The sequence below is a fragment of the Citrobacter sp. XT1-2-2 genome (assembly GCF_023516235.1).
Lineage (GTDB): Bacteria > Pseudomonadota > Gammaproteobacteria > Enterobacterales > Enterobacteriaceae > Citrobacter > Citrobacter werkmanii.
This window is the reverse complement of sequence record NZ_CP097324.1, coordinates 676,262-695,687: the sequence shown is the minus strand read 5'-3', so window position 1 is coordinate 695,687 and position 19,426 is coordinate 676,262. Positions and strand designations below refer to the sequence as shown.

Below are 19,426 nucleotides of genomic sequence, written 5' to 3'. Positions count from 1 at the left end.
GAGTGTACATAAGTACATGACCAGGAAGAGAGAACGCAGCTAACGCAGAGACAACGTGAAAGATGAAGTATTTAACGGCTTAACTGCCGAATATCGATCGGGAAGCCCCCGACAGCCGCACGGAGAGGCAGCGGCAAAATATAAGTATGCCCTCGTTTTGCCGTTGGCGGTTTTACCGCCCAACACCAATCAAACGAATTAAGTGTGGATACCGTCTTATGGAGCAAAACCCGCAGTCACAGCTGAAGCTTCTTGTCCAACGTGGTAAGGAGCAAGGCTATCTGACCTATGCCGAGGTCAATGACCATCTGCCGGAAGATATCGTCGATTCAGATCAAATCGAAGACATCATCCAAATGATCAATGACATGGGTATTCAGGTGATGGAAGAAGCACCTGATGCCGATGATCTGCTGCTTGCTGAAACCTCCAACAGCACCGATGAAGACGCGGAAGAAGCGGCTGCCCAGGTTCTGTCCAGCGTTGAGTCCGAAATCGGCCGTACAACTGACCCGGTCCGCATGTACATGCGTGAAATGGGTACCGTTGAACTGTTAACCCGTGAAGGCGAAATCGACATCGCTAAGCGCATCGAAGACGGAATTAACCAGGTTCAATGCTCCGTTGCTGAATACCCGGAAGCCATCACCTATCTGCTTGAGCAATACGATCGCGTAGAAGCTGAAGAAGCGCGTCTGTCCGATCTCATCACCGGCTTTGTCGATCCTAACGCGGAAGAAGACATGGCGCCAACGGCGACCCACGTCGGTTCTGAACTCTCTCAAGAAGAGATGGATGAAGATGAAGACGAAGATGAAGAAGATGACGACGACAGCAGCGATGACGACAACAGCATCGACCCTGAATTAGCGCGTGAAAAATTCGCTGAGCTGCGTACCCAGTACGAAATCACCCGCGATACGATCAAGGCCAAAGGCCGCAGCCATGCTGCCGCGCAGGAAGAAATTCAGAAGCTGTCTGAAGTGTTCAAACAGTTCCGCCTGGTGCCGAAGCAGTTCGACTACCTGGTAAACAGCATGCGCGTCATGATGGACCGCGTGCGTACTCAGGAACGTCTGATCATGAAGCTCTGCGTTGAGCAGTGCAAAATGCCGAAGAAAAACTTCATCACTCTGTTCACTGGCAATGAAACCAGCGAAACCTGGTTCAACGCGGCAATCGCGATGAACAAACCGTGGTCTGAAAAACTGCACGACGTGGCAGATGACGTTCACCGCGGCCTGCAGAAACTGCAGCAGATTGAAGAAGAAACCGGCCTGACCATCGAGCAGGTTAAAGATATCAACCGTCGCATGTCCATCGGTGAGGCGAAAGCCCGTCGTGCGAAAAAAGAGATGGTTGAAGCGAACTTACGTCTGGTTATCTCTATCGCCAAGAAATACACCAACCGTGGTCTGCAGTTCCTGGATCTGATTCAGGAAGGCAACATCGGTCTGATGAAAGCGGTTGATAAGTTTGAATACCGTCGTGGTTACAAGTTCTCCACCTACGCAACCTGGTGGATCCGTCAGGCAATTACCCGCTCTATCGCGGATCAGGCGCGTACCATCCGTATTCCGGTGCATATGATTGAGACCATTAACAAGCTCAACCGTATTTCCCGTCAGATGCTGCAAGAGATGGGCCGTGAGCCGACGCCGGAAGAGCTGGCTGAACGCATGCTGATGCCGGAAGACAAGATCCGTAAAGTGCTGAAGATCGCCAAAGAGCCTATCTCCATGGAAACGCCGATCGGCGACGATGAAGATTCGCATCTGGGTGATTTCATCGAGGATACCACCCTCGAGCTGCCGCTGGACTCTGCCACTACCGAGAGCCTGCGTGCGGCAACGCACGACGTTCTGGCTGGCCTGACCGCTCGTGAAGCGAAAGTTCTGCGTATGCGTTTCGGTATCGATATGAACACCGACCACACGCTGGAAGAAGTGGGTAAACAGTTCGACGTTACCCGCGAACGTATCCGTCAGATCGAAGCGAAGGCGCTGCGTAAACTGCGCCACCCGAGCCGTTCTGAAGTGCTGCGTAGCTTCCTCGACGATTAATCTCGCCGTATAAGTTCAAACGCCACCGCAAGGTGGCGTTTTTATTTACATCCCGCGCATGACCAGCGCGTCATCCAGCTCACGATACGCCTCCACCAGCTTATCCAGTGTAATCCGGCTCAATCCGCTGGGATTTGGCAATACCCAAATATGGGTCGCGCCAATGGTCAGCGTCTGCTTTCCCCACTGCGCTCCGCGCTGACTGAAGCCTTGCTCGAACGCCTGCTTGCCAAGAATCGCCAGCGCGGCGGGCTGATAGTCATCAATCTTTTCAATAAGCTTACGGCCACCGCTACGCATCTCCTGTAGCTTCACTTCATTAGCCTGTACCGTTGGCCTGTCGACAAACTTGGTCACGCCACAGCGGAAATCCAGCAGGTGTTGCGCCTCTTCTGGTTTCAGTTGGCGATCGGTAAATCCCGCCTGATGGATGACCTTCCAGAAGCGATTGGCGGGATGCGCAAAGGGGAACCCCGTACCTGCGGAAGATAGCCCCGGATTGATGCCGCAAAACACCACCCGCAGCCCTGGTGCCAGTATGTCCTTAACCATAATTACTCCGAACAATACATCAGAGTAACAGTATAACGGACTGAAAATACATTGTTTATAAAATCAGCATCCGTACGCTTATGTCTGGATTGCGACGCGGAGTTACTTTATAATCCACCGCCACGGCCCCTTAGCTCAGTGGTTAGAGCAGGCGACTCATAATCGCTTGGTCGCTGGTTCAAGTCCAGCAGGGGCCACCAAATTTTAGCTTTAAAATCATATGATTAAGCCACTCTATCGAGTGGCTTTTTTGTTGCGGAAATGGCAACTGTCCCCTTTTTGTCCCCTAAGAATCGATTTGATGCTTGTAGCACGCTAACCTGCCCACACTTCTGGCTGGGTAATGAAGAACCAATAATTACCTCAAGTTCCTGCAAATCTTTTTTTTCTCTATCTCTATTTAGTGGTAGAAAGAATCTAGAAATTTCGGACGCGGGTTCAATTCCCGTCGCTTAACCGAATAAAACAAATGGTTAAGTGATAACGCAGTCTTTTTTGCCCAGTGTCACAGTGCGTCCACTGGGATAAGTTTCTGATAGGCGGTAGTAAGTGATTGGATCAACCACTAAGGACTAGTTGCGTATGAGTAGCAATAAGCAACCCAAACAACCCAAACAACCCAAACAACCCAAACAACCCAAACAACCTAAGCTAGACGGCGAAAAGCTCTTAGAAAATGCAGTTGCATCTATACAGCTAGGTATCGAAGATTTTCAGCTTTCATCAAAGCCTGCGGACGAAGATGGCAACCCTGCCCGTGCACTTTCTGCTGTTAGGAATCTGTACGCGGGGATGCTCCTGCTTTTCAAATACAAAATTGCTGATTGTGTAACTTCCCCTGAAGAGGCATATGAATTAATTCATAATCCTCCGGTTAAGATTTTGCCTCACCCTGATGGAGAAGGTGGAGTTGAGTGGAAACCTAACGGGAAATTTAAAACCACCACAATTGATGTCCCTGGCATTGAGGAGAGGTTCAAAACCTTCAATATCGAAGTGGACTGGTCTGCCATAAAAAAATTGCAGGATTGCCGTAATCACCTGGAACACTTACACCCTGCTAATACCTTAGGCGAGGTTGCTGGATTCGTTGCTGATTTGTTCCCTGTGTTAACAGACTTCATATCTGATGAGCTGAAAAAATCTCCTCAAGAGATGCTAGGAGACTCATGGAAAATAATGCTCCAGCACGAACAATTCTATAATGAGAAAATCGATGAATGCGATGAATCTTGGGAAGAAGCAGGGATTCCTGAGGGAATGGCAAAATATAAAGAAAATTGCACGTGTGATGAATGCGGCTCAAGCCTGATTCGGGCTTCTCAGCATTGTATTGATAGCCACCTAACAGTTGCAGATGACAGTGAAAAATTTACCTATCTTTGTGTGGCTTGCGGGAAAGAAGAGCTTTTTGCCCCCCTTCTTTTTCAGGCCTTTGAGGAGGAATATTTTTACTGGCCTCCCAATGGAGATGAGCCAACATATGAACACTGCGAGGAGTGTGGTCAAGAAGCATTCGTGATAGAAGAGCAGTCATGCCGCTGGTGTGGCGCTGAGTTAGAGTCTCATTCTTGCGCGCTGTGCGACGAACCTTTAACTCAAAGTGACCAGTACAACTTTGGTTTATGTAGTTATCACGCCCATATGGCTGAAAAACATGCCAACAGCTGATTAATTTATTAATGTTTGAGCTAAACATACATAAGTTTAGCTCACTCATTGAGCCAAATAAACTTTCGATTTCACAAACATTCGGCTCATAGATGTTCGTTTGTGCTCAATGGCATCAGCCAGTGCCTGCTGTTCTGTCTTATAGGCTTCTCCGGGTAACTTGTTCCATGAGCCAGTGATTTTGATGGCTGCATGCCAGCCCTCTGCCGATTCCCAGATGGCGTACATGCTGCCCCAGTTCCCAAAAACATGGTGTGCCTAGAGTACGTCACCACGTGACAAAATCCGGAACATCGCGCCGTCTATTTGCAACCCTCTCATACCCTCACCTCTTAAATTTTCTGTATATAATCACAGTATAATTCGTGCACTTCTTTTCAGTCCAACTTTTTGACCTTGCATCTCTTCAGGCCTTGTCACGGCTGGCTTTATCAATTTGCAGTCGTGTTACCGCTGCGCCTGATTTGATCTTCTGAAAGTGACACAAAATTAATTTTTCTCTTTAATATCTGATAGTTAAAGTTTTTCACAGATCCTCTGTAGATCCTTCAAACTGAAAAACACTGAAATCCCTTTCACTCTTTTCAGTTTGAGTTCTCTTGCAAAGCCCCAACACTGGCGCGGGCTGGCGATATAGTTTGTAAAAAATTCCGACTGAAAAAACTTTCCGATCCAAAAACCGCAGGCGGGTGCGGTGTAGTGCCGTTTTTGTCTGCGAAAGATTTATTTTGTCAGCGTGTAGCGCCGTCAGCGTAACGTGACAGCACAGATCCTTTTGTGGTGTTGCGCGGTAGTGGTCAGATAAAAGAAGCGCTTAGAATGCGTCTGGTGAGGTCTGGGAATGGGTACAAAAAAGCCCGCATTACGCGCGGGCTGATGGGATGATCAGGCGATTATTTTCTGGTACTTACTCCGGGTCTGTCCTGCCCTCTCTGCCGTCTGGGTAAATGCTCCGGCATTGGTTGGCGTACCAACGCTGGGGTGTGAATGGCTCGCACATTGCTGCGCCAGCTCTGCCAGTAAATCAATGGTATCCAGCATCATGGTCAGTGTGTTGACGCTCTCACTGCCAATATGGACGGTTGGCCCCATAATCTGCTGACCGCCCGCCGCCACCGATTTACGCAATGCGGCAATCTTTTCAGTCAGGGTTCCCCCAACATCAACATCCACGGCACCGGCCACCTTAGTGGACTGTTTCCCGGTTATGTCAGTTTCATCATTCCCTTCAATGCTGGCCAGCCTGTTGCCTTTCACGGCCTGGCTATAATCCCCTGCACTGACCTGCTGAATGGCTCCGGCCATCAGAGTGGCGGTACCCAGTACAGTGGTCTTATCGGTAGCCTTAATCGTGGTTTCACGGCTGACCAGATCACGCTGTTCTGTATCAGCTTTAACCATCCGCGCCATCGATGTTTCACTGATGGTCTGATCGGTCTGTCTCACCCAGTCGCCAGCCTGGGTAACACGCTGCGACACTTCCGCCCGCTGCTGTTGCAGCTGCTCACCGGGTTTAACATCCGGCAGACTGGTACCATCCGGCAGCGTCTGCCTGATGAACGGTTTATCCGGGCGACCTCCGGTAAACGCAACTTCAACCAGCGTCCCTTCTGGCGGGAACTGGAACATGCCGGAGTCATTACCGGCCATAGGTACCGGCAGCGGCACCGCAGAATAAACCGGTGTCTGGTTGTCCGGGTTGCCGTCTGCATCAAGCAGCTGCACATCAACGGCATAGCGCGGCCGGAACGGATCGGCAAAATTACCACTTTTCACAGCCTCACTGAGTGCCACCACTCTGGCCAGTTTTGGTAGATGCAGCCCGGAAGCCAGTTCCGGGTAATGGCTTTCAATCTGGCGCTGTGCAGGTGTTTTCTGTAATGGCTGACCTGTTGCGCGGTTTCTGGGTGTCCAAGTGACGGCCATTGTGTCATTGGTCAGATGAACTTTGGTTACGCGTTCCCCGTTCAGCTCCACACCCGGCCGCAGACTCTGGATCACCGGCAGCGTAATGGAATTACCGCCAGCAGCCCCCTGGCTGAACTCAGCCGGAATATCTACCGGGCGACCGGCAAACATCGCTTTTTCCGCACCGCCCACATACAGGGAACCATCCGGCAGCTGGTACCAGGTGTAATCCGGGATACTGAACGCCCTGCCCAGATTATTCAGCAACTGATAGCCCGTGCCGTTATGGGTAAAATGGGGGATCGGTTTATCGCTGTAAGAGGCATCTGGCACACTGACAGCAATTCCGCTGTTTTCCTCCAGCCAGTTAGCTACCTTGCGCAAAGTGGGATGCTGAAATGAACATGGCCACATTCTTTCAAATATGCCAACCAGCTCGCGCACAAACAGACGCTGAAAACCGTTTTCGGCGGGTTGTGAGCGTTCCACATAACCAGTAAACCAGCGCAACAGCAGATCGGAATACCCCACATCCAGACGCACCAGTTTCCCGGTGTAATCCGTGGCTGTCTGTGCTGTGATAAATCCCCGGCCGCAGCTGTTCAGCTCCAGCACCAGGCTGGCATCAGCCAGGTGAACTTCATCCGTTGAAAGGTACAGGCGTTTAACTGGTTTCATCATTAACCCAAAGCATCATTGACGGGTTTCAGCACCCGTTTTTCAAACCACGTCAGTTTTTCTTCATCTTCCCCGGCACTCTGGCCGCCAGATTGTCCCGCATTACCGGCCGTCTGTATTTTGGCAGACGTTTTGCCTGTTGCCCTGGCTTCCCGCTTTTCCTGCACGCTGATATGTTCTGCCAGGGTGAACGTGACCAGCCAGGCCATTTTCCCGTCCTGCTGCGGGGCATCAAGCATCCCGCTGAATGTCGCCTCACGAAAATTTACGGCTCTGGCCACTTCATGCGCCACGCGGTATTTCTGGCGATTTCCTCCGGCATCCGTAGCGCTGGCCAGTTCAAAAATACGCTTCAGGATCTCCGGGCTTTTAAAAGGAATTTCGCCACTGATGCGCAGCTCTTTCCCTTTTGCTCCTTGTTCTGATTTGGTTGTGGCGCTTGTCTGGCCGGACTGGTCTTTATCCTGAAACTGCTGCGATACGGTCACGCGCATATTTTTCAGCTGGATAGCCTCACCATTAAGCGCCAGCGTTGGGATCGAAGTCATGAATCATTCCCTTTATTCCATCCAGATTGTCACCGACCAGCATCACCGCCGCTGTGTAGACGGCTGACGGTTGCGGGATATCCTTTACCAGTTCCAGCAGCGTGGTGGCCGTATCGCCGGTGCTGGTAAACACCCACGCCCTGGCACTTTTTCCCTGCAAATCGTTCAACCCGCTGGCCACATCACTGATCAGGCTGTCACGCAGCTGCGTGAACTCGCCCAGTTGCTGCTTTATTCCGTCCAGGCTGAACCCCGCGCTGGCCGCTTTTTGTGCCTGGCTGACAGCTGCCGCAGACAATGCCGCCCTACTGGTTGGCACAGACAGCGGAATAGCCACTGGCAACCCCGCCCCGGCTTTAGCGGGGATCTGCATTTTTTCGATGGCCAGCGCCGCAGCGGATTGTGCCAGGCGCTTGACCTGCGTGAATGCCGGTGCCGGGAAAACATCCACCAGACCGTTGAGGCGGGTCATAAAATTCTCATGCGTCTGGCCTGTCACCATCATGATCATCACATCAGCATTCCCGCCCGTTCCGGCCAGCCTTTCAGCAAGATAGCGGACGGCATTCACCGGGCTGAGATATGCCCCGTTATGCGACGGATAACCACTGAGGCCTCAGCCAGTAACCCGGCGCGGGTTTCCATACTCTCCTGCCCCGGATGGGTTTCACGTCGCCCGACAGTGGCAAATTCCCCCAACAAATCCGCTTTTGCCCTGGCAAATACCGCTTTCATGTACTGGGCGCACAGGCTGTTAAGCCCGCCCATTTTTACGCCCGGAACATCTGCTGCCAGCGTGTGGCCTTTTGCTTTCCAGCTGGCCTCCACGTTTTCCAGCTCGGCATTCACCTCCGCGACTGCGGCCAGCAGCGCCTGACTGATGGTGTCCGCGTCGATATCGGCTGGCAGTGACCGCTGCGCCTGAAAGTCCTTCAGATTCAGATCCGGCCAGAACCCGTTATTCGTTAGCGGTTCATCCTGATAATCCAGCGGTTTTCCGCTAAACATAATTCCCCCGAAAAAGGCGGACTGACCGGTTTCCACGGCACAGTGACACATGGAGTGTTCTGCCCTCCACCGCGTCCGCCTGGCTTGCGGTAGTCTTTACCCCTGCGTCAGTTTTCGGATCCGGGCGGCAATCGTCTGCCGTGCCGTTCTGACGCCGATTTTTAAATAGTATTTTTCTGCGGTGGCCAGCAGTTGATCGGCTTTCTCCAGCGTTTCAATGTCGTCCACGCCCGCAGCCGTTGTCTGGCCATCTTCGCCGCGCAGCAGCTCCAGCCCGGCAAACTTGAACCACTTGGCCGTGACCTGTTCATGCAGCCGCCAGGTACTGGCGACACGCTCAAATGTGCGGGAAAAATACGGCTCAACACTTTCCCCGCGCCCCGATGTTTCCTGCGCCCAGGCCAGCATCGTATCGGCCACGAACGTGGGAAAATTACTGCGCAACCGATCCGGGGTTGCCTGCTGCTGGCTGATTGCAATGTCAGCCCAGTCCAGCGCCTTATCCAGATCGCCCACGTCAAACAGCCAGATAACACACCAGGCAAATACCGGGTTGGCGTACACCTGCCCGCTTTCCAGATACGCTTCCACGGTCGGTGTCCAGCGCGGCAGTAACACATCCCGCTTAAACTCAACGCGATCCGCGATTGTCGGCAGGTTACGGGCATGTTCCACATCCGTTTCCAGCGCCTTAATCAGCAGGTGCATGCTTTCTGTGGTTTCCAGTGCCTGACTACGTTTCAGCTTTTGTTCCATCGCAATGCGCTGGCTGTGACGCTGCGCGGGAGAAAGTGCCATTTATCAGCCCTCTGCTGGTTCGGAAACCTTGCCAATAGTCACGGCGGATTCATCAATGGCCGCATACAGCTCCGGCACTTCAACCGCATAGCCTTCATTACGCAGGTATTTGTTTTCGAACTGCTTACGGTCTTCAACAAATTCCGCTTTACGCATACGGGTGTTACGCTGGGTGTAGATATGCAAATTAGAAAGCGGCGTGACGACCATACGTTTACCCGGCATAAACGGCGGGATAACAGCAGGACGGCCAGCAATGGTGCTGCCCAGCATCTGCGCCGCGATTTTCTCAGTCGGGCGGTCTGCGGCCTGATACAGTCGGTATTGTTCAGCAGCGACCAGATCGGCTCCGACCAGAACCACCAGACGCGGGTCATTGCGGAACTGTGCCGGAATCTTGGCGTTAATCAGGTCTGAAGCCATTGCATCCAGTGATTTGTAATCCCCGGCTTCATCCAGCACGACCGGATCGGTCATAATCTGATTACCACCCAGCAGCGTTTTCATACGCTCATGCCAGCCGATGTTGACATCTTCGCCGTTCGGGTTATCCGTTGGATTCGTCGTTTTTGCGCGACTCTTACCGTTAAAGCCAATACGCAGCATATCCAGCGCAAAAGCCTGTGTGGTAAACGCCTGAACCAGGTTGTAAAACTCGTTTTCGTCCTTACCGGCATTTGCCCAGACCGAAAGCAGATCCCAGCGCAGTGCGGCGCAACTGTCCGTTTCAACCAGTGAATAGTCATTGCCGTCCACGCCAACCTGACGAACAAAGCGGCCATTTTCACTGCGGCCGGTATGCAGCACGGAGGAACCGACAGAAATCACCTGGCCACTCAGCTGGTCAACATCCAGACAGGTGATCATGTTCAGGAACTCCACGGACTCCAGCAGCGCCAGACGCAGCGCATTTTCCTGCGGGTCATTCAGGGAGAAATAGCGACTGGTATCACGTGCACCAAACTGCTGCGCCATACCACTCGAATATTTATCCAGTAAATCCCGTGCACGATTATTAAGGTGCATAAAACTCCCTCGCGATTAAGCGATAATAAAAATGTTTTGTACTAATTAACGTCAGAACGTATTACAGGAAATTAAACTTGCCCGCTTTTTCTGAAATCTTACGCCCTGGTGTACGGGTGGATTTATTACCCAGATCGTTAAAACGTTTAACGATATCTTTTGCATTATCACGAATAGCCGCAAATTCTTCGGTATCGACCACTTCCGCAATGGTATCCACATCACCCTGAACATCATTGAGCTGATTTTCAATTTTGGCCACACGGCCTTCCAGTTCGTTTACCGCGTTGGCCAGCGCCTGTAACTTATCATCACCCTGCGCGGTATCATCAGGCGGCGTTTCATCTTCAAACTTCGGTTTAATACCAAACAATTTTTGCCAGTTCTTCATTCGTATTTCCTGTTTAATTTTTCCATCACGGGAAATCACACAACTGTAATATCCCTGCTTAGATAATTTTTTGCGCCGACTACTAAAGCGCAGCCGTGTGGTGCCAACACTGGCGGGAGTATCTGTAACCGCCAGCCCCTTGAGGTATGTACGCCCACTACCGCGCCAGTTTTCTTCCGGTTCAATCGAGAAGAACAGGAGCTGATCTTCATGGTTGGCGAATATTAATCGCATATTCGGGCAAAGGCTGACGTAAAGCCGCGCCAGCCCGATCCGCCTCAGCAATGGCGCTGAACTGCGTTTTCTCTCAACCAATAAAAACACGGCATCTTCGGTGTAATCAGTAATGGCTAAAAGCTCGTCACAGGTTAAACGGTGCGGCTGTGCTGGATTCAATTTGTTGCGCAGGACCTGTGACCTCATACCAACGGCAGCGGCTACATCTTCCAGATTGTGTTCAATTGCAAATGCTCGGCAAGCCGCATCAAAGTGAGCATGTTTAGAGGTCTGGTAATCAAACATTGTTCGCATTCCCCGAATCCGTAGGATGGATTACGCATTAAGCGAAATATTGCATTCGCTTAACGCCTGAACTGTCAGGGCTGCCATGTTGATATGCACGCCGCTCATAGGTGCATCTTTCTTACCCCGTATTGGCAAGCGGCCATCGCGAACCATATCGCGCGCCGTTCCTTCAGGGGTTCCTGTGAGGCGGCAGTATTCCTTTAAAGGCAGGTAGGGCGTTGGGATGGTGATTGTAATGTTAGGACGCATAAGGCAAACTCCTTCGTTCAGTTGAATGCAGCAACATTCAATAACATTCGCAAAATGAAAAACTACAAGGCAAGCCTACTTTTCATTTTGAAAAGTGTCAATTACTACTTTTCAAAATGAGCATGGCAATGCGGAGTGACTATGTTCAAAATTGATTTTGAGGGGGATAGCACCCCTGTGTTGGATCGGATGATTGAAGCCTACGGATTTACTTCAAAGTTAATGTTGGCTCAGCATTTTGATATGGCAGCCAGCACTCTCTCAGGTAGATATCGCAGAGGGGGATTCCCAGCAGATATGGCTGCTCGCTGCGTAGCTGATACTGGTGTTTCTCTTGAGTGGCTAGCCACAGGAGAAGGCAAAAAGTTTGAAGACGACCAACTGGACATAATGAAGTTTCCCCGCAAAAAATTGGTTGATGGAAAACTTTATGACTCTGGCTACGTAATGTTTGACAAGGTGTTTTTCAGAGCAGGAACTCCGCTCCCCTCAGATCCAATCTGTGTACAGGATGAAAAGGCGCAATACATCCTCGACCAGGAATTCGCCGAAGTATTTGATGGGGAATGGCTGGTTAACGTTGAAGGTAAATCTAGCATCAGGACACTGACGCGCATCCCGGTAAAAAAGGTTCGCGTAAGCGGTGTTGGCATGGCTTTTGACTGCGGACTGGAAGATATCGAAATTATAGGCCGCGTGGTAATGACGATAACAAACGCATAATGGGAATCAGAAAACAGCCGGACGGGAAATGGTTGCTGGACTTTTACCCAGAAGGAAAACCCCAAGGAAAAGCCAGCAAACGCATCCGAAAGACGTTCTCCACCAAAGGCGAAGCCCTAGCCTATCAAAACCACATTATGGAAAACGTCCATGTAAAACCTTGGCTAGGCGGAAAAGAGGATCGCCGCAAATTGCGCGACCTTGTAAACCAGTGGTTTGATGAACACGGCGTTACGTTGGACGATGGTGAAAAGCGCAAATCCACAATGGAATTTGCCTGTGAAAGTATGGGCGATCCACTTGCTCATGAATTCGATGCAACCATGTTTTCCCTGTATCGGAAAAAACGCCTTTCTGGGGAGATATCCCGGACAACTCGCGTCAAACAAGTTTCCCCTAGGACAATGAATCTTGAGCTGGCCTATTTCCGCGCGGTATTTAATGAGCTGAAGCGACTGGGACACTGGAAACTTGATAACCCGCTAATAAATGTCCGCGCTTTCAAATCAGAGGAAGCCGAACTGGCATACCTTGAACATGAAGAGATTACGCGGCTGTTAGAAGAGTGCATGAAAAGCCGTAACGACAGTACATACTGGGTAGCTTGTCTTTGCCTGGTAACTGGCGCACGGTGGGATGAAGCAGAATCTATAACAACGAAACAAATAAAAAATCTGAAAGTTAGCTTTTTCAAAACTAAGGGGAACAGAAACCGGACTGTACCAATCAGCCAGGAATTTTATGACGCACTTCCAAAACCGGCAAAGCCAGGACGTTTCTTCAAATCGTGCTATTCAGCATTCCGCAAAGCCGTCGAACGAGCTGAACTCAACTTGCCCGACGGCCAGCTTTCACACGTATTACGCCATACATTTGCTAGTCATTTTATGATGAATGGAGGTAACATATTGGTTTTACAGCGGTTACTGGGTCATACAGATATCAAAATGACTATGAGATATTCTCATTTCGCACCGGACCATTTAGAAGAAGCAATTAAACTTAATCCACTTAGGAGTATTTATGGAAATAATTAAAAAACATTGGGGGAAAATTTCACTTTCATTACTAATTATTTTAATGCCTATTATTTTCTACTTATGTAAATTTCACTCCCTTCCATTCTCTGACAAAACTCAAGATTGGTCAAACTTTGGATCATATCTAGGTGGAGTTTATAGTTCAGCATTTGGGTTAGCAAGCACACTTATACTATGCCTAACTCTTTATTACACTATAAAAAACAACTCCGAACAATCAAAGATTAATACCATTCAGCTTGAACAATTAAAAAACGAATCCATAAAGAATACATTCACAAGTCATATCCAAGCCTTAAACGAGAAGCTTGACAAACGTGTTAATAAAATCCACACATTATCAAATTACCTTTCATCACCATCAATTTACAGTGAAGATAAATACCTAGAAGAGCTTTGCAATGAATATAATAATAAATTTTCATTAGCTCGAAATAATATACCAACTGGTTCTCCATCTCCCTTCGAGGTTGCATTTGATGTGTTAACCAAATTTAGAATCAGATATCCTCAAGAAATAACAGCTTTACTGAATATTTTATCAATAGTAAATACTTGCCAGGACAATTCTCTCAAAGAAGAATTGATCAGATTATTCCATTCATTGACGTATAGAGACAGAACTTACTGGATAGTAATTTATTCATTTTTCGTTAATGATGAGGCCAAAAGTACGCTTGAACGGAATCCGTCCTTGATTGCAATGGCAGATGGAATGAGTATTTAGAAAAGAGGGGCACGAACTGCCCCTTTTTTGTCCCCTCAGAACTCAAATATTCAATAACATCCAATAGCATTCGTGCGGTAACTTATTGTTTTAAATGTAAGTTATTGTTTTTCAAAGGTGGTACATCGTTCTCATAATCGCTTGGTCGCTGGTTCAAGTCCAGCAGGGGCCACCAAATATCAAGGACTTGCGAGAAATCGCAGGTCCTTTTTTATTAATCTTTCGTTTAGATATGTCTGCCCAATAAGCAGCATGTGGCAACCCTTCTGGACGCCGCCATCCAGAGATGGAAACGTCCGTTAGCGTTTTATTCGATAGTCAGCTCACACAAGTTCTTTGAGCTGCTCCTGCATGTAGGTTGAAAAATACTCTGGGTTTTTGATAAGGATGCGGTTACCGGAGGCAACTTTTTCTGCCCATCCGGCCACTTTTTTCGTGAACTCAGGATTCCATCCCTCCTGCTCACCCCGTGCCATCACAACTTCCGGACTCGCTGGCACACCTAAGTCATGCAAATACTTTAGAATTCCCTTAGCGGTGCTTTCATCCATTGAATGGGGTACTGACGCCGAAGTGTTCATACCACCGATAAAATCCAAGGCTTTCTCAATTGCTGTTGGCATGCTCTTATCCTTAAAATTAACCACGTTAGAGACACCTTGATACTATGTACCCAACTCCGCCGGGATATCAAAGAGAACATCGCCTTTCTTTGACTTACCCCGCAGCTAAACGCTTGCGCGGCTGTTTTCTGCGCTATTTTTTTGCTTCTCCGGCTAAAACCAGCCCGGTCGCCACCGCATTGCGCGGGCCTTCAGTGCCACGGATGTTGCCCTGCCCGGCGACAACGCCGTAATGCGCCAGCGCATCGGTGATCATCTGCGGAATTTCAAAATCCAGCGATGAACCGCCTACCAGCACCACAAAAGTGATATCGCGAATGGAGCCGCCAGGTGATACCTGGCGTAACGCGCGCAGACAGTTGGTGACAAAAACTTTCTCTTTGGCCTGACGACGCACCAGACGAACCTTCTCCAGCGAGGTCTGGTTATCAACCGGGATCAGCTCGCCGTCTTTCAGATACACCACTTTGGCAAATACTGACGGGCTGAGCGGTTCACGAAAAAACTCCACCGCGCCGTTCTCGTGGCGAATGCTGAACAGGCTCTCCACTTTGGCCAGCGGGTATTTTTTAATTTCCTCTGCTAAAAACGGATCGCTTAAGCCCAGTTCCGTTTGAATTAGCAGGCTGACCATATTCCCCGCCCCAGCAAGATGTACCGCCTTCACTACGCCGTCGCTATTAATAATGGCGGCATCGGTGGATCCTGCGCCTAAATCGAGGATCGCCAGCGGCGCGGCGCATCCGGGCGTCGTTAACGCGCCAGCCACGGCCATGTTGGCTTCCACCCCACCCACCTCCACGGGCGTGTTTAGCCGCGCGCTCAGTTCGCTGGCGATAGCCTGCATCTGTAAGCGGTCAGATTTCACCATCGCCGCAATGCCAACGGCGTTCTCCATTGAGCATTCACCGGCAATGCCACCCTGCACCTCGCGGGGAATAAACGTATCCACCGCCAGAAGATCCTGAATATGCACGGCGTTCATGTCATGACCGGTCAGCGAGGCCATCACCTTACGCACCCGCTCAAGCATCCCGCCCGCGTGCGTACCTGCTTCACCGCGAATATCGCACACGGGCGCACAGGCGCTCATCGCCTGCATAATGGCCTGCGCGCCTTGCGCTACGTCGGCTTCACCGCCGCGCTTTTCGCCACGAATAAAGATCTTACCCGCCGGGATCGTGCGCGACTGCACATCCCCCTGCGGTGTTTTCAGCACCACAGCGGAGCGGTTGCCAATCAGCGCTCTGGCGATAGGGACGATGGTTTGCGTTTCCTCCGGCGTCAGGGCAAAAAAGGTCGCGATGCCGTAAGGATTCGACAATACCCGCACCACCTGCCCTGCAGCCGCCACTTCCACCGCCGCCAGCACACCTTCCGGAACCTTCTCCAGTAGCGTGACTTCATCGACCACCGGCATTGCCCGACGCAGGCGATTGTTCACCAGTACGCCATCATCTTTTTTCAGGATCGCCGCCACCACGTTGATCCCACGATCCAGCGCCTCATTGATGAGCCAGACCGCTTCGAGGAAATCAATCTCTTCGCCCACCAGCGGGATCCAGCCCTGCGCAAAGCGATCTTCGCTCAGTGATGCCAGCTTATCCACGCTGATGGTGGTTCCCATCCCCACGCCGACGCCCCCCGGCGTCTGCGGGTTATGGCCAATCATTGTCGATTCCGTAATGATGGTTTCAGTGATGGTTTCCATCGCCACATCGCCAATCACCGGCGCGGCCTCATTGATGCAGATTTTCGCCACGTCCTGAAGCGACCACGGCGTTTTATCCAGTGCCTGCTGCAGGGAGGTCACCACCCCGGCAATGTTGTCCCGCGTCCCTTTCATGCCCGTGGTGGCGACAATCCCGCTGGCAATAAACTGTCCATGTTGCGCCAACGCCACTTCAGTGGTGGCATTGCCGATATCAATCCCGGCGATTAACGGCATGCGCCCTCCGTCACTGGCTGCCTTTACGCAGCTTGTTTCTCTGCTGATACACCTCTGCCGACTCGCGGACAAAAGCGGCGTTCACCGTGGCATGCCAGGTGTGCTCCAGCTCATCGGCAATCGCCTGTAGCTCCGCGAATGAAGAACGAAACGGACGTAGCGCATTGTAGATCTCCAGAATACGAGCATCCGGGATGGCAATCAGCTCCGCCGCGCGACGGAAATTGCGCGCCACGGCGTGACGCTGCATCTGTTCGGCAATCTGCGCCTGGTACTCCAGCGTTTGCTGAGAAATACGCACATCCTGCGGCCCGACCTTGCCTGCCAGCACATTCTCAAGGGTAATGTCGGTTAACTGTTTCCCGCCAGGCGTCTGGATTTTCTCCGGGCAGCGGGTGGCTAATGGGTAATCCTGCGCGGTCATGATGTTGTTGTTCATGGTCATTCCCTTACCAGTGCAATATGCAGCGTGACGGGTGCAGCATCCTGCACCACGTGTTTGGTTTCTTTGATGTGAAACAGCGCGGCCTTGGCCATAAATTTAGGGCGCACCATCTGGTCATTGACCACCGGCACCGGCGAAGGCGACTCTTTGCGTGCATAGCGCGCGGCGTTTTTACCAATCTGGCGATAGGTTTCCAGCGTCAACAGCGGAGCCTGAGAGAACAGCTCCAGGTTACTCAGCGGTAGCAGATCGCGCTGATGAATCACCGTGGTTCCTTTCGACTGGATACCAATCCCGATGCCGGAACCACTGAGATTGGCCGCATCCCACGCCATAAAAGAAACATCCGAGGTGCGCAGAATTCTCACTACCCGCGCATGCAGCCCCTCTTCTTCAATCCCTGCCACCAGCTCTTTAAGAATCGCCTTATGCGGCATATCAATCAGGGTTTTGTGCTGATACTTATCAAAGGCCGGACCGACGCCAATCACCACTTCATCTACGCGTTCGTCCGCTGTAGCCGCCTCGCCTTCGCTTACCTGCAAGGTGAAAACCGGCTTACGTTCAGTTGTGCATTCCACGGTGTACCGCCTTATTCAATTGAGCCAGGCTGAACCACGCCCGCGATATTTTTAATTTCCGCCCAGCGCTCGGCAGAGATGCGATAGCCGGTGCCTGGTCCCTGATAATCATTAATGTCGTTAACAGCGCTGACCACCTCAAACTGGCGATCCAGAATGGCCGACGTTTGCAGGTAATCACCGGTGGCGCGCTGTCTCAGCATATTGAGGATGTTACTGGCGATATCTTCGAAGCCGCTACGGCTTAGCGCGCCGACGATATCCAGCCCGGTAATATTGCGCTTCATCATCTCTTCCACGGCGGCCAGATCTTCCACCACATTGCGCGCGGGCATATCTTTGCTGCCGTGAGCGTAAGTGGCGGCCTCAACTTCCTCATCGCTAATCAGCGGCAGGCCCAGTTCGCGGAACACCGCCTGAATGGCGCGCGCCGCCTTGTTACGGATGGCGATGGTTTCTTCTTCGGTTACAGGACGCAGACCACCGTCCACCATCAGATCGCGTTGCAGAATGTTGTAATCATCGAAGTCTTCCGCGTCGAAGTTCGACCCGGCAAACATGTTGTCGTAGTTCGGCACAGCGCTATAGCCGGAGAAGATAAAGTCGGTACCCGGCAGCATTTGCATCAGGGTACGGGCGGTACGGCGAATATCTGAGTGGGAAAAGGTCTGGTCATTGGCGGAGGCCACTTCAAGGTCGAGCATCGAGGCAATCAGGTTTTCCGCCAGCACCGCGCGGATCCCCGACGGCACTGCGCCGGTCATGCCGATACAGCTGACCGCGCCGTTTTGCAGCCCCTGTACACCCGCGCCTTTGGTGATAAAGATGCAGCGCGACTCCAGATAGAGCATCGATTTACTCTCGGAATAGCCCATCAGCGCTTCCGAACCGGTACCGGAGGTATAACGCATTTTCAGCCCGCGAGACGCATAGGCCGAGGCGAGAAACGCTTTGGACCACGGCGTATCATCGCCGTCGGTAAACACCGACTCTGTACCGTATACCGATACCGTTTCGGCGTAGCTGGTTAACCCGCGCATCCCCAGCTCCAGCTCCGTCGCCTCCTCAACGGAACATTGCGTGAGCACGCCAGGGCGACCGCACTGGGAACCGACCAGCAGCGCCAGGGCGTTAAACGGCGCATAGCGGGCGATGCCGACCGTGGTTTCCTGTTCTGAAAAACCACGGATCCCCGCTTCAGCCGCATCGGCGGCAATCTGTACCGGGTTGTCTTTCAGGTTGGTGACATGGCACTGGTTGGACGGCGTGCGCCTGGCGCGCATTTTTTGCAGCGCCATCATCATTTCCACCACGTTCATTTGCGCCATCACCTCCACCGCTTTCGCCGGCGTGATGGCGGTGGTAATAGCAACAATCTCTTCCCGGCTGACGTGGATATCCACCAGCATTCTGGCGATCTCCAGCGCATCGAGCCGCATTGCCCGTTCAGTTTCAGCCACGTTAATCGCGTAGTCGGCAATAAAACGGTCAATCATGTCGAACTCGGCGCGGCTCTTGCCGTCAAGCTCAACAATACGACCATTCTCTACCTTCACCGACGAAGCCGGATCGTAGGGGCTTTCCATGGCGATCAGCCCCTCTTCAGGCCATTCGCCAATCAGCCCATCCTGATTTACAGGGCGCTTCGCAAGCACTTCGAATCGTTTTGATCTTCTCATAGTTTATGGACTCAAAAGATAAAAAATAGGGACGCCGGGCCGTATTGCCGGGGACACACCACCCGGCATTCGCCTTTCATCAGCAATGGCCGAACTCTAAATGAGCACAGCAATAAAAAAATAAAATTAATTTCGTTCCAATTTGGCACGTAATAAAAATTCATCGTTCCATATTGAAACGGTTCTCAGGAATAGCCGGAGAGAATTGTGACGAAGTTAAATGATCATTATCAATAAATGCCG

The 19,426-nt window shown here is 51.3% G+C and carries 19 protein-coding genes, 1 tRNA gene and 2 pseudogenes; 6 read left to right on the top strand and 16 right to left on the bottom strand.

Annotation, left to right across the window (positions count from 1 at the left end; all coding sequences use genetic code 11):
* Positions 1-218 precede the first annotated feature (218 nt).
* The gene (gene rpoD, locus M4I31_RS03405) at positions 219-2,063 is read left to right on the top strand and encodes an RNA polymerase sigma factor RpoD (RefSeq protein ID WP_038634001.1); all 1,845 of its coding nucleotides are present in this window, start codon (positions 219-221) and stop codon (positions 2,061-2,063) included.
* 45 nt (positions 2,064-2,108) lie between these two features.
* On the opposite strand, the gene mug is transcribed toward rpoD, so the two are convergent.
* Positions 2,109-2,615 carry a G/U mismatch-specific DNA glycosylase gene (gene mug / locus M4I31_RS03400; protein WP_085048710.1) on the bottom strand — a complete coding sequence of 169 codons (507 nt, stop codon included), beginning with the start codon at positions 2,613-2,615 and terminating at the stop codon, positions 2,109-2,111.
* A gap of 124 nt (positions 2,616-2,739) precedes the next feature.
* On the opposite strand from mug, the gene M4I31_RS03395 reads away from it, so the two are divergent.
* Positions 2,740-2,815: transfer RNA gene (locus tag M4I31_RS03395), tRNA-Ile, on the top strand.
* A 382-nt stretch (positions 2,816-3,197) separates the two neighbouring features.
* Complete coding sequence (locus M4I31_RS03390; protein WP_250856858.1) at positions 3,198-4,286, top strand: hypothetical protein; 1,089 nt, start codon at positions 3,198-3,200, stop codon at positions 4,284-4,286.
* Positions 4,287-4,331: 45 nt separating this feature from the next.
* On the opposite strand, the gene M4I31_RS03385 is transcribed toward M4I31_RS03390, so the two are convergent.
* The 10 genes and pseudogenes from M4I31_RS03385 to M4I31_RS03345 form a co-directional block, all read right to left on the bottom strand.
* Positions 4,332-4,514, bottom strand: a complete 183-nt coding sequence (locus tag M4I31_RS03385) for a hypothetical protein (RefSeq protein ID WP_250856857.1) — start codon at positions 4,512-4,514, stop codon at positions 4,332-4,334.
* A 657-nt stretch (positions 4,515-5,171) separates the two neighbouring features.
* Positions 5,172-6,875: a hypothetical protein gene (locus tag M4I31_RS03380; RefSeq protein ID WP_250856856.1), complete on the bottom strand. Its 1,704-nt coding sequence runs from the start codon at positions 6,873-6,875 to the stop codon at positions 5,172-5,174.
* Complete coding sequence (locus M4I31_RS03375; protein ID WP_250856855.1) at positions 6,875-7,420, bottom strand: hypothetical protein; 546 nt, start codon at positions 7,418-7,420, stop codon at positions 6,875-6,877. The genes M4I31_RS03380 and M4I31_RS03375 overlap by 1 nt, the downstream gene beginning before the upstream one ends.
* Positions 7,392-8,027: pseudogene (locus tag M4I31_RS03370) on the bottom strand (hypothetical protein); the annotation flags it as partial. The gene M4I31_RS03375 and the pseudogene M4I31_RS03370, both read right to left, overlap by 29 nt.
* A complete protein-coding gene (locus M4I31_RS03365; RefSeq protein WP_250856873.1) occupies positions 7,988-8,428 on the bottom strand; it encodes a head completion/stabilization protein in 441 nt (146 codons plus the stop codon). The gene M4I31_RS03365 and the pseudogene M4I31_RS03370, both read right to left, overlap by 40 nt.
* Before the next feature lie 96 nt (positions 8,429-8,524).
* Entirely contained in the window at positions 8,525-9,226 is a 702-nt protein-coding gene (gene gpM, locus M4I31_RS03360; protein ID WP_052928182.1) for a phage terminase small subunit, read from the bottom strand.
* 3 nt (positions 9,227-9,229) lie between these two features.
* Complete coding sequence (locus M4I31_RS03355; RefSeq protein WP_003838043.1) at positions 9,230-10,252, bottom strand: phage major capsid protein, P2 family; 1,023 nt, start codon at positions 10,250-10,252, stop codon at positions 9,230-9,232.
* Positions 10,253-10,313: 61 nt separating this feature from the next.
* Positions 10,314-10,928 carry a GPO family capsid scaffolding protein gene (locus M4I31_RS03350; protein ID WP_371924035.1) on the bottom strand — a complete coding sequence of 205 codons (615 nt, stop codon included), beginning with the start codon at positions 10,926-10,928 and terminating at the stop codon, positions 10,314-10,316.
* Positions 10,929-10,958: 30 nt separating this feature from the next.
* Positions 10,959-11,165, bottom strand: a pseudogene (locus tag M4I31_RS24075) (phage regulatory CII family protein); the annotation flags it as partial.
* A 30-nt stretch (positions 11,166-11,195) separates the two neighbouring features.
* Positions 11,196-11,417: a hypothetical protein gene (locus M4I31_RS03345; RefSeq protein ID WP_060683173.1), complete on the bottom strand. Its 222-nt coding sequence runs from the start codon at positions 11,415-11,417 to the stop codon at positions 11,196-11,198.
* 141 nt (positions 11,418-11,558) lie between these two features.
* Here M4I31_RS03345 and M4I31_RS03340 point away from each other — a divergent pair, with 141 nt between their 5' ends.
* From M4I31_RS03340 to M4I31_RS03330, 3 genes are read left to right on the top strand one after another with little or no spacing between them, the layout of a single operon-like run.
* Positions 11,559-12,140 (top strand): phage repressor protein CI, encoded by a 582-nt coding sequence (locus M4I31_RS03340; RefSeq protein WP_250856853.1) that lies wholly within the window; start codon positions 11,559-11,561, stop codon positions 12,138-12,140.
* Positions 12,140-13,177, top strand: coding sequence for a tyrosine-type recombinase/integrase (locus M4I31_RS03335; RefSeq protein ID WP_250856852.1), 1,038 nt, complete (start codon positions 12,140-12,142; stop codon positions 13,175-13,177). Before M4I31_RS03340 ends, M4I31_RS03335 begins: the two co-directional genes overlap by 1 nt.
* Positions 13,164-13,907: a hypothetical protein gene (locus M4I31_RS03330; RefSeq protein ID WP_250856851.1), complete on the top strand. Its 744-nt coding sequence runs from the start codon at positions 13,164-13,166 to the stop codon at positions 13,905-13,907. Before M4I31_RS03335 ends, M4I31_RS03330 begins: the two co-directional genes overlap by 14 nt.
* A gap of 323 nt (positions 13,908-14,230) precedes the next feature.
* On the opposite strand, the gene M4I31_RS03325 is transcribed toward M4I31_RS03330, so the two are convergent.
* The 5 genes from M4I31_RS03325 to M4I31_RS03305 form a co-directional block, all read right to left on the bottom strand.
* Complete coding sequence (locus M4I31_RS03325) at positions 14,231-14,554, bottom strand: DUF1889 family protein (protein ID WP_001573898.1); 324 nt, start codon at positions 14,552-14,554, stop codon at positions 14,231-14,233.
* 109 nt (positions 14,555-14,663) lie between these two features.
* Positions 14,664-16,478, bottom strand: coding sequence for a diol dehydratase reactivase subunit alpha (locus M4I31_RS03320; RefSeq protein ID WP_085048692.1), 1,815 nt, complete (start codon positions 16,476-16,478; stop codon positions 14,664-14,666).
* Between the two features lie 10 nt (positions 16,479-16,488).
* On the bottom strand, positions 16,489-16,917 hold the full coding sequence (locus tag M4I31_RS03315; protein ID WP_085048691.1) for a diol dehydratase small subunit: 429 nt from the start codon (positions 16,915-16,917) through the stop codon (positions 16,489-16,491).
* A 2-nt stretch (positions 16,918-16,919) separates the two neighbouring features.
* Entirely contained in the window at positions 16,920-17,504 is a 585-nt protein-coding gene (locus tag M4I31_RS03310) for a propanediol/glycerol family dehydratase medium subunit (RefSeq protein ID WP_038634014.1), read from the bottom strand.
* An 11-nt stretch (positions 17,505-17,515) separates the two neighbouring features.
* Complete coding sequence (locus M4I31_RS03305) at positions 17,516-19,183, bottom strand: propanediol/glycerol family dehydratase large subunit (protein WP_085048690.1); 1,668 nt, start codon at positions 19,181-19,183, stop codon at positions 17,516-17,518.
* Between the last annotated feature and the right edge of the window lie 243 nt (positions 19,184-19,426).

Bases quoted from the DNA above. Each gene is read 5' to 3' on its own strand.
- rpoD (WP_038634001.1), top strand. From the start codon at position 219: ATGGAGCAAAACCCGCAGTCACAGCTGAAGCTTCTTGTCCAACGTGGT.
- mug (WP_085048710.1), bottom strand. From the start codon at position 2,615: ATGGTTAAGGACATACTGGCACCAGGGCTGCGGGTGGTGTTTTGCGGC.
- M4I31_RS03390 (WP_250856858.1), top strand. From the start codon at position 3,198: ATGAGTAGCAATAAGCAACCCAAACAACCCAAACAACCCAAACAACCC.
- M4I31_RS03385 (WP_250856857.1), bottom strand. From the start codon at position 4,514: ATGTACGCCATCTGGGAATCGGCAGAGGGCTGGCATGCAGCCATCAAA.
- M4I31_RS03380 (WP_250856856.1), bottom strand. From the start codon at position 6,875: ATGATGAAACCAGTTAAACGCCTGTACCTTTCAACGGATGAAGTTCAC.
- M4I31_RS03375 (WP_250856855.1), bottom strand. From the start codon at position 7,420: ATGACTTCGATCCCAACGCTGGCGCTTAATGGTGAGGCTATCCAGCTG.
- M4I31_RS03365 (WP_250856873.1), bottom strand. From the start codon at position 8,428: ATGTTTAGCGGAAAACCGCTGGATTATCAGGATGAACCGCTAACGAAT.
- gpM (WP_052928182.1), bottom strand. From the start codon at position 9,226: ATGGCACTTTCTCCCGCGCAGCGTCACAGCCAGCGCATTGCGATGGAA.
- M4I31_RS03355 (WP_003838043.1), bottom strand. From the start codon at position 10,252: ATGCACCTTAATAATCGTGCACGGGATTTACTGGATAAATATTCGAGT.
- M4I31_RS03345 (WP_060683173.1), bottom strand. From the start codon at position 11,417: ATGCGTCCTAACATTACAATCACCATCCCAACGCCCTACCTGCCTTTA.
- M4I31_RS03340 (WP_250856853.1), top strand. From the start codon at position 11,559: ATGTTCAAAATTGATTTTGAGGGGGATAGCACCCCTGTGTTGGATCGG.
- M4I31_RS03335 (WP_250856852.1), top strand. From the start codon at position 12,140: ATGGGAATCAGAAAACAGCCGGACGGGAAATGGTTGCTGGACTTTTAC.
- M4I31_RS03330 (WP_250856851.1), top strand. From the start codon at position 13,164: ATGGAAATAATTAAAAAACATTGGGGGAAAATTTCACTTTCATTACTA.
- M4I31_RS03320 (WP_085048692.1), bottom strand. From the start codon at position 16,478: ATGCCGTTAATCGCCGGGATTGATATCGGCAATGCCACCACTGAAGTG.
- M4I31_RS03315 (WP_085048691.1), bottom strand. From the start codon at position 16,917: ATGAACAACAACATCATGACCGCGCAGGATTACCCATTAGCCACCCGC.
- M4I31_RS03305 (WP_085048690.1), bottom strand. From the start codon at position 19,183: ATGAGAAGATCAAAACGATTCGAAGTGCTTGCGAAGCGCCCTGTAAAT.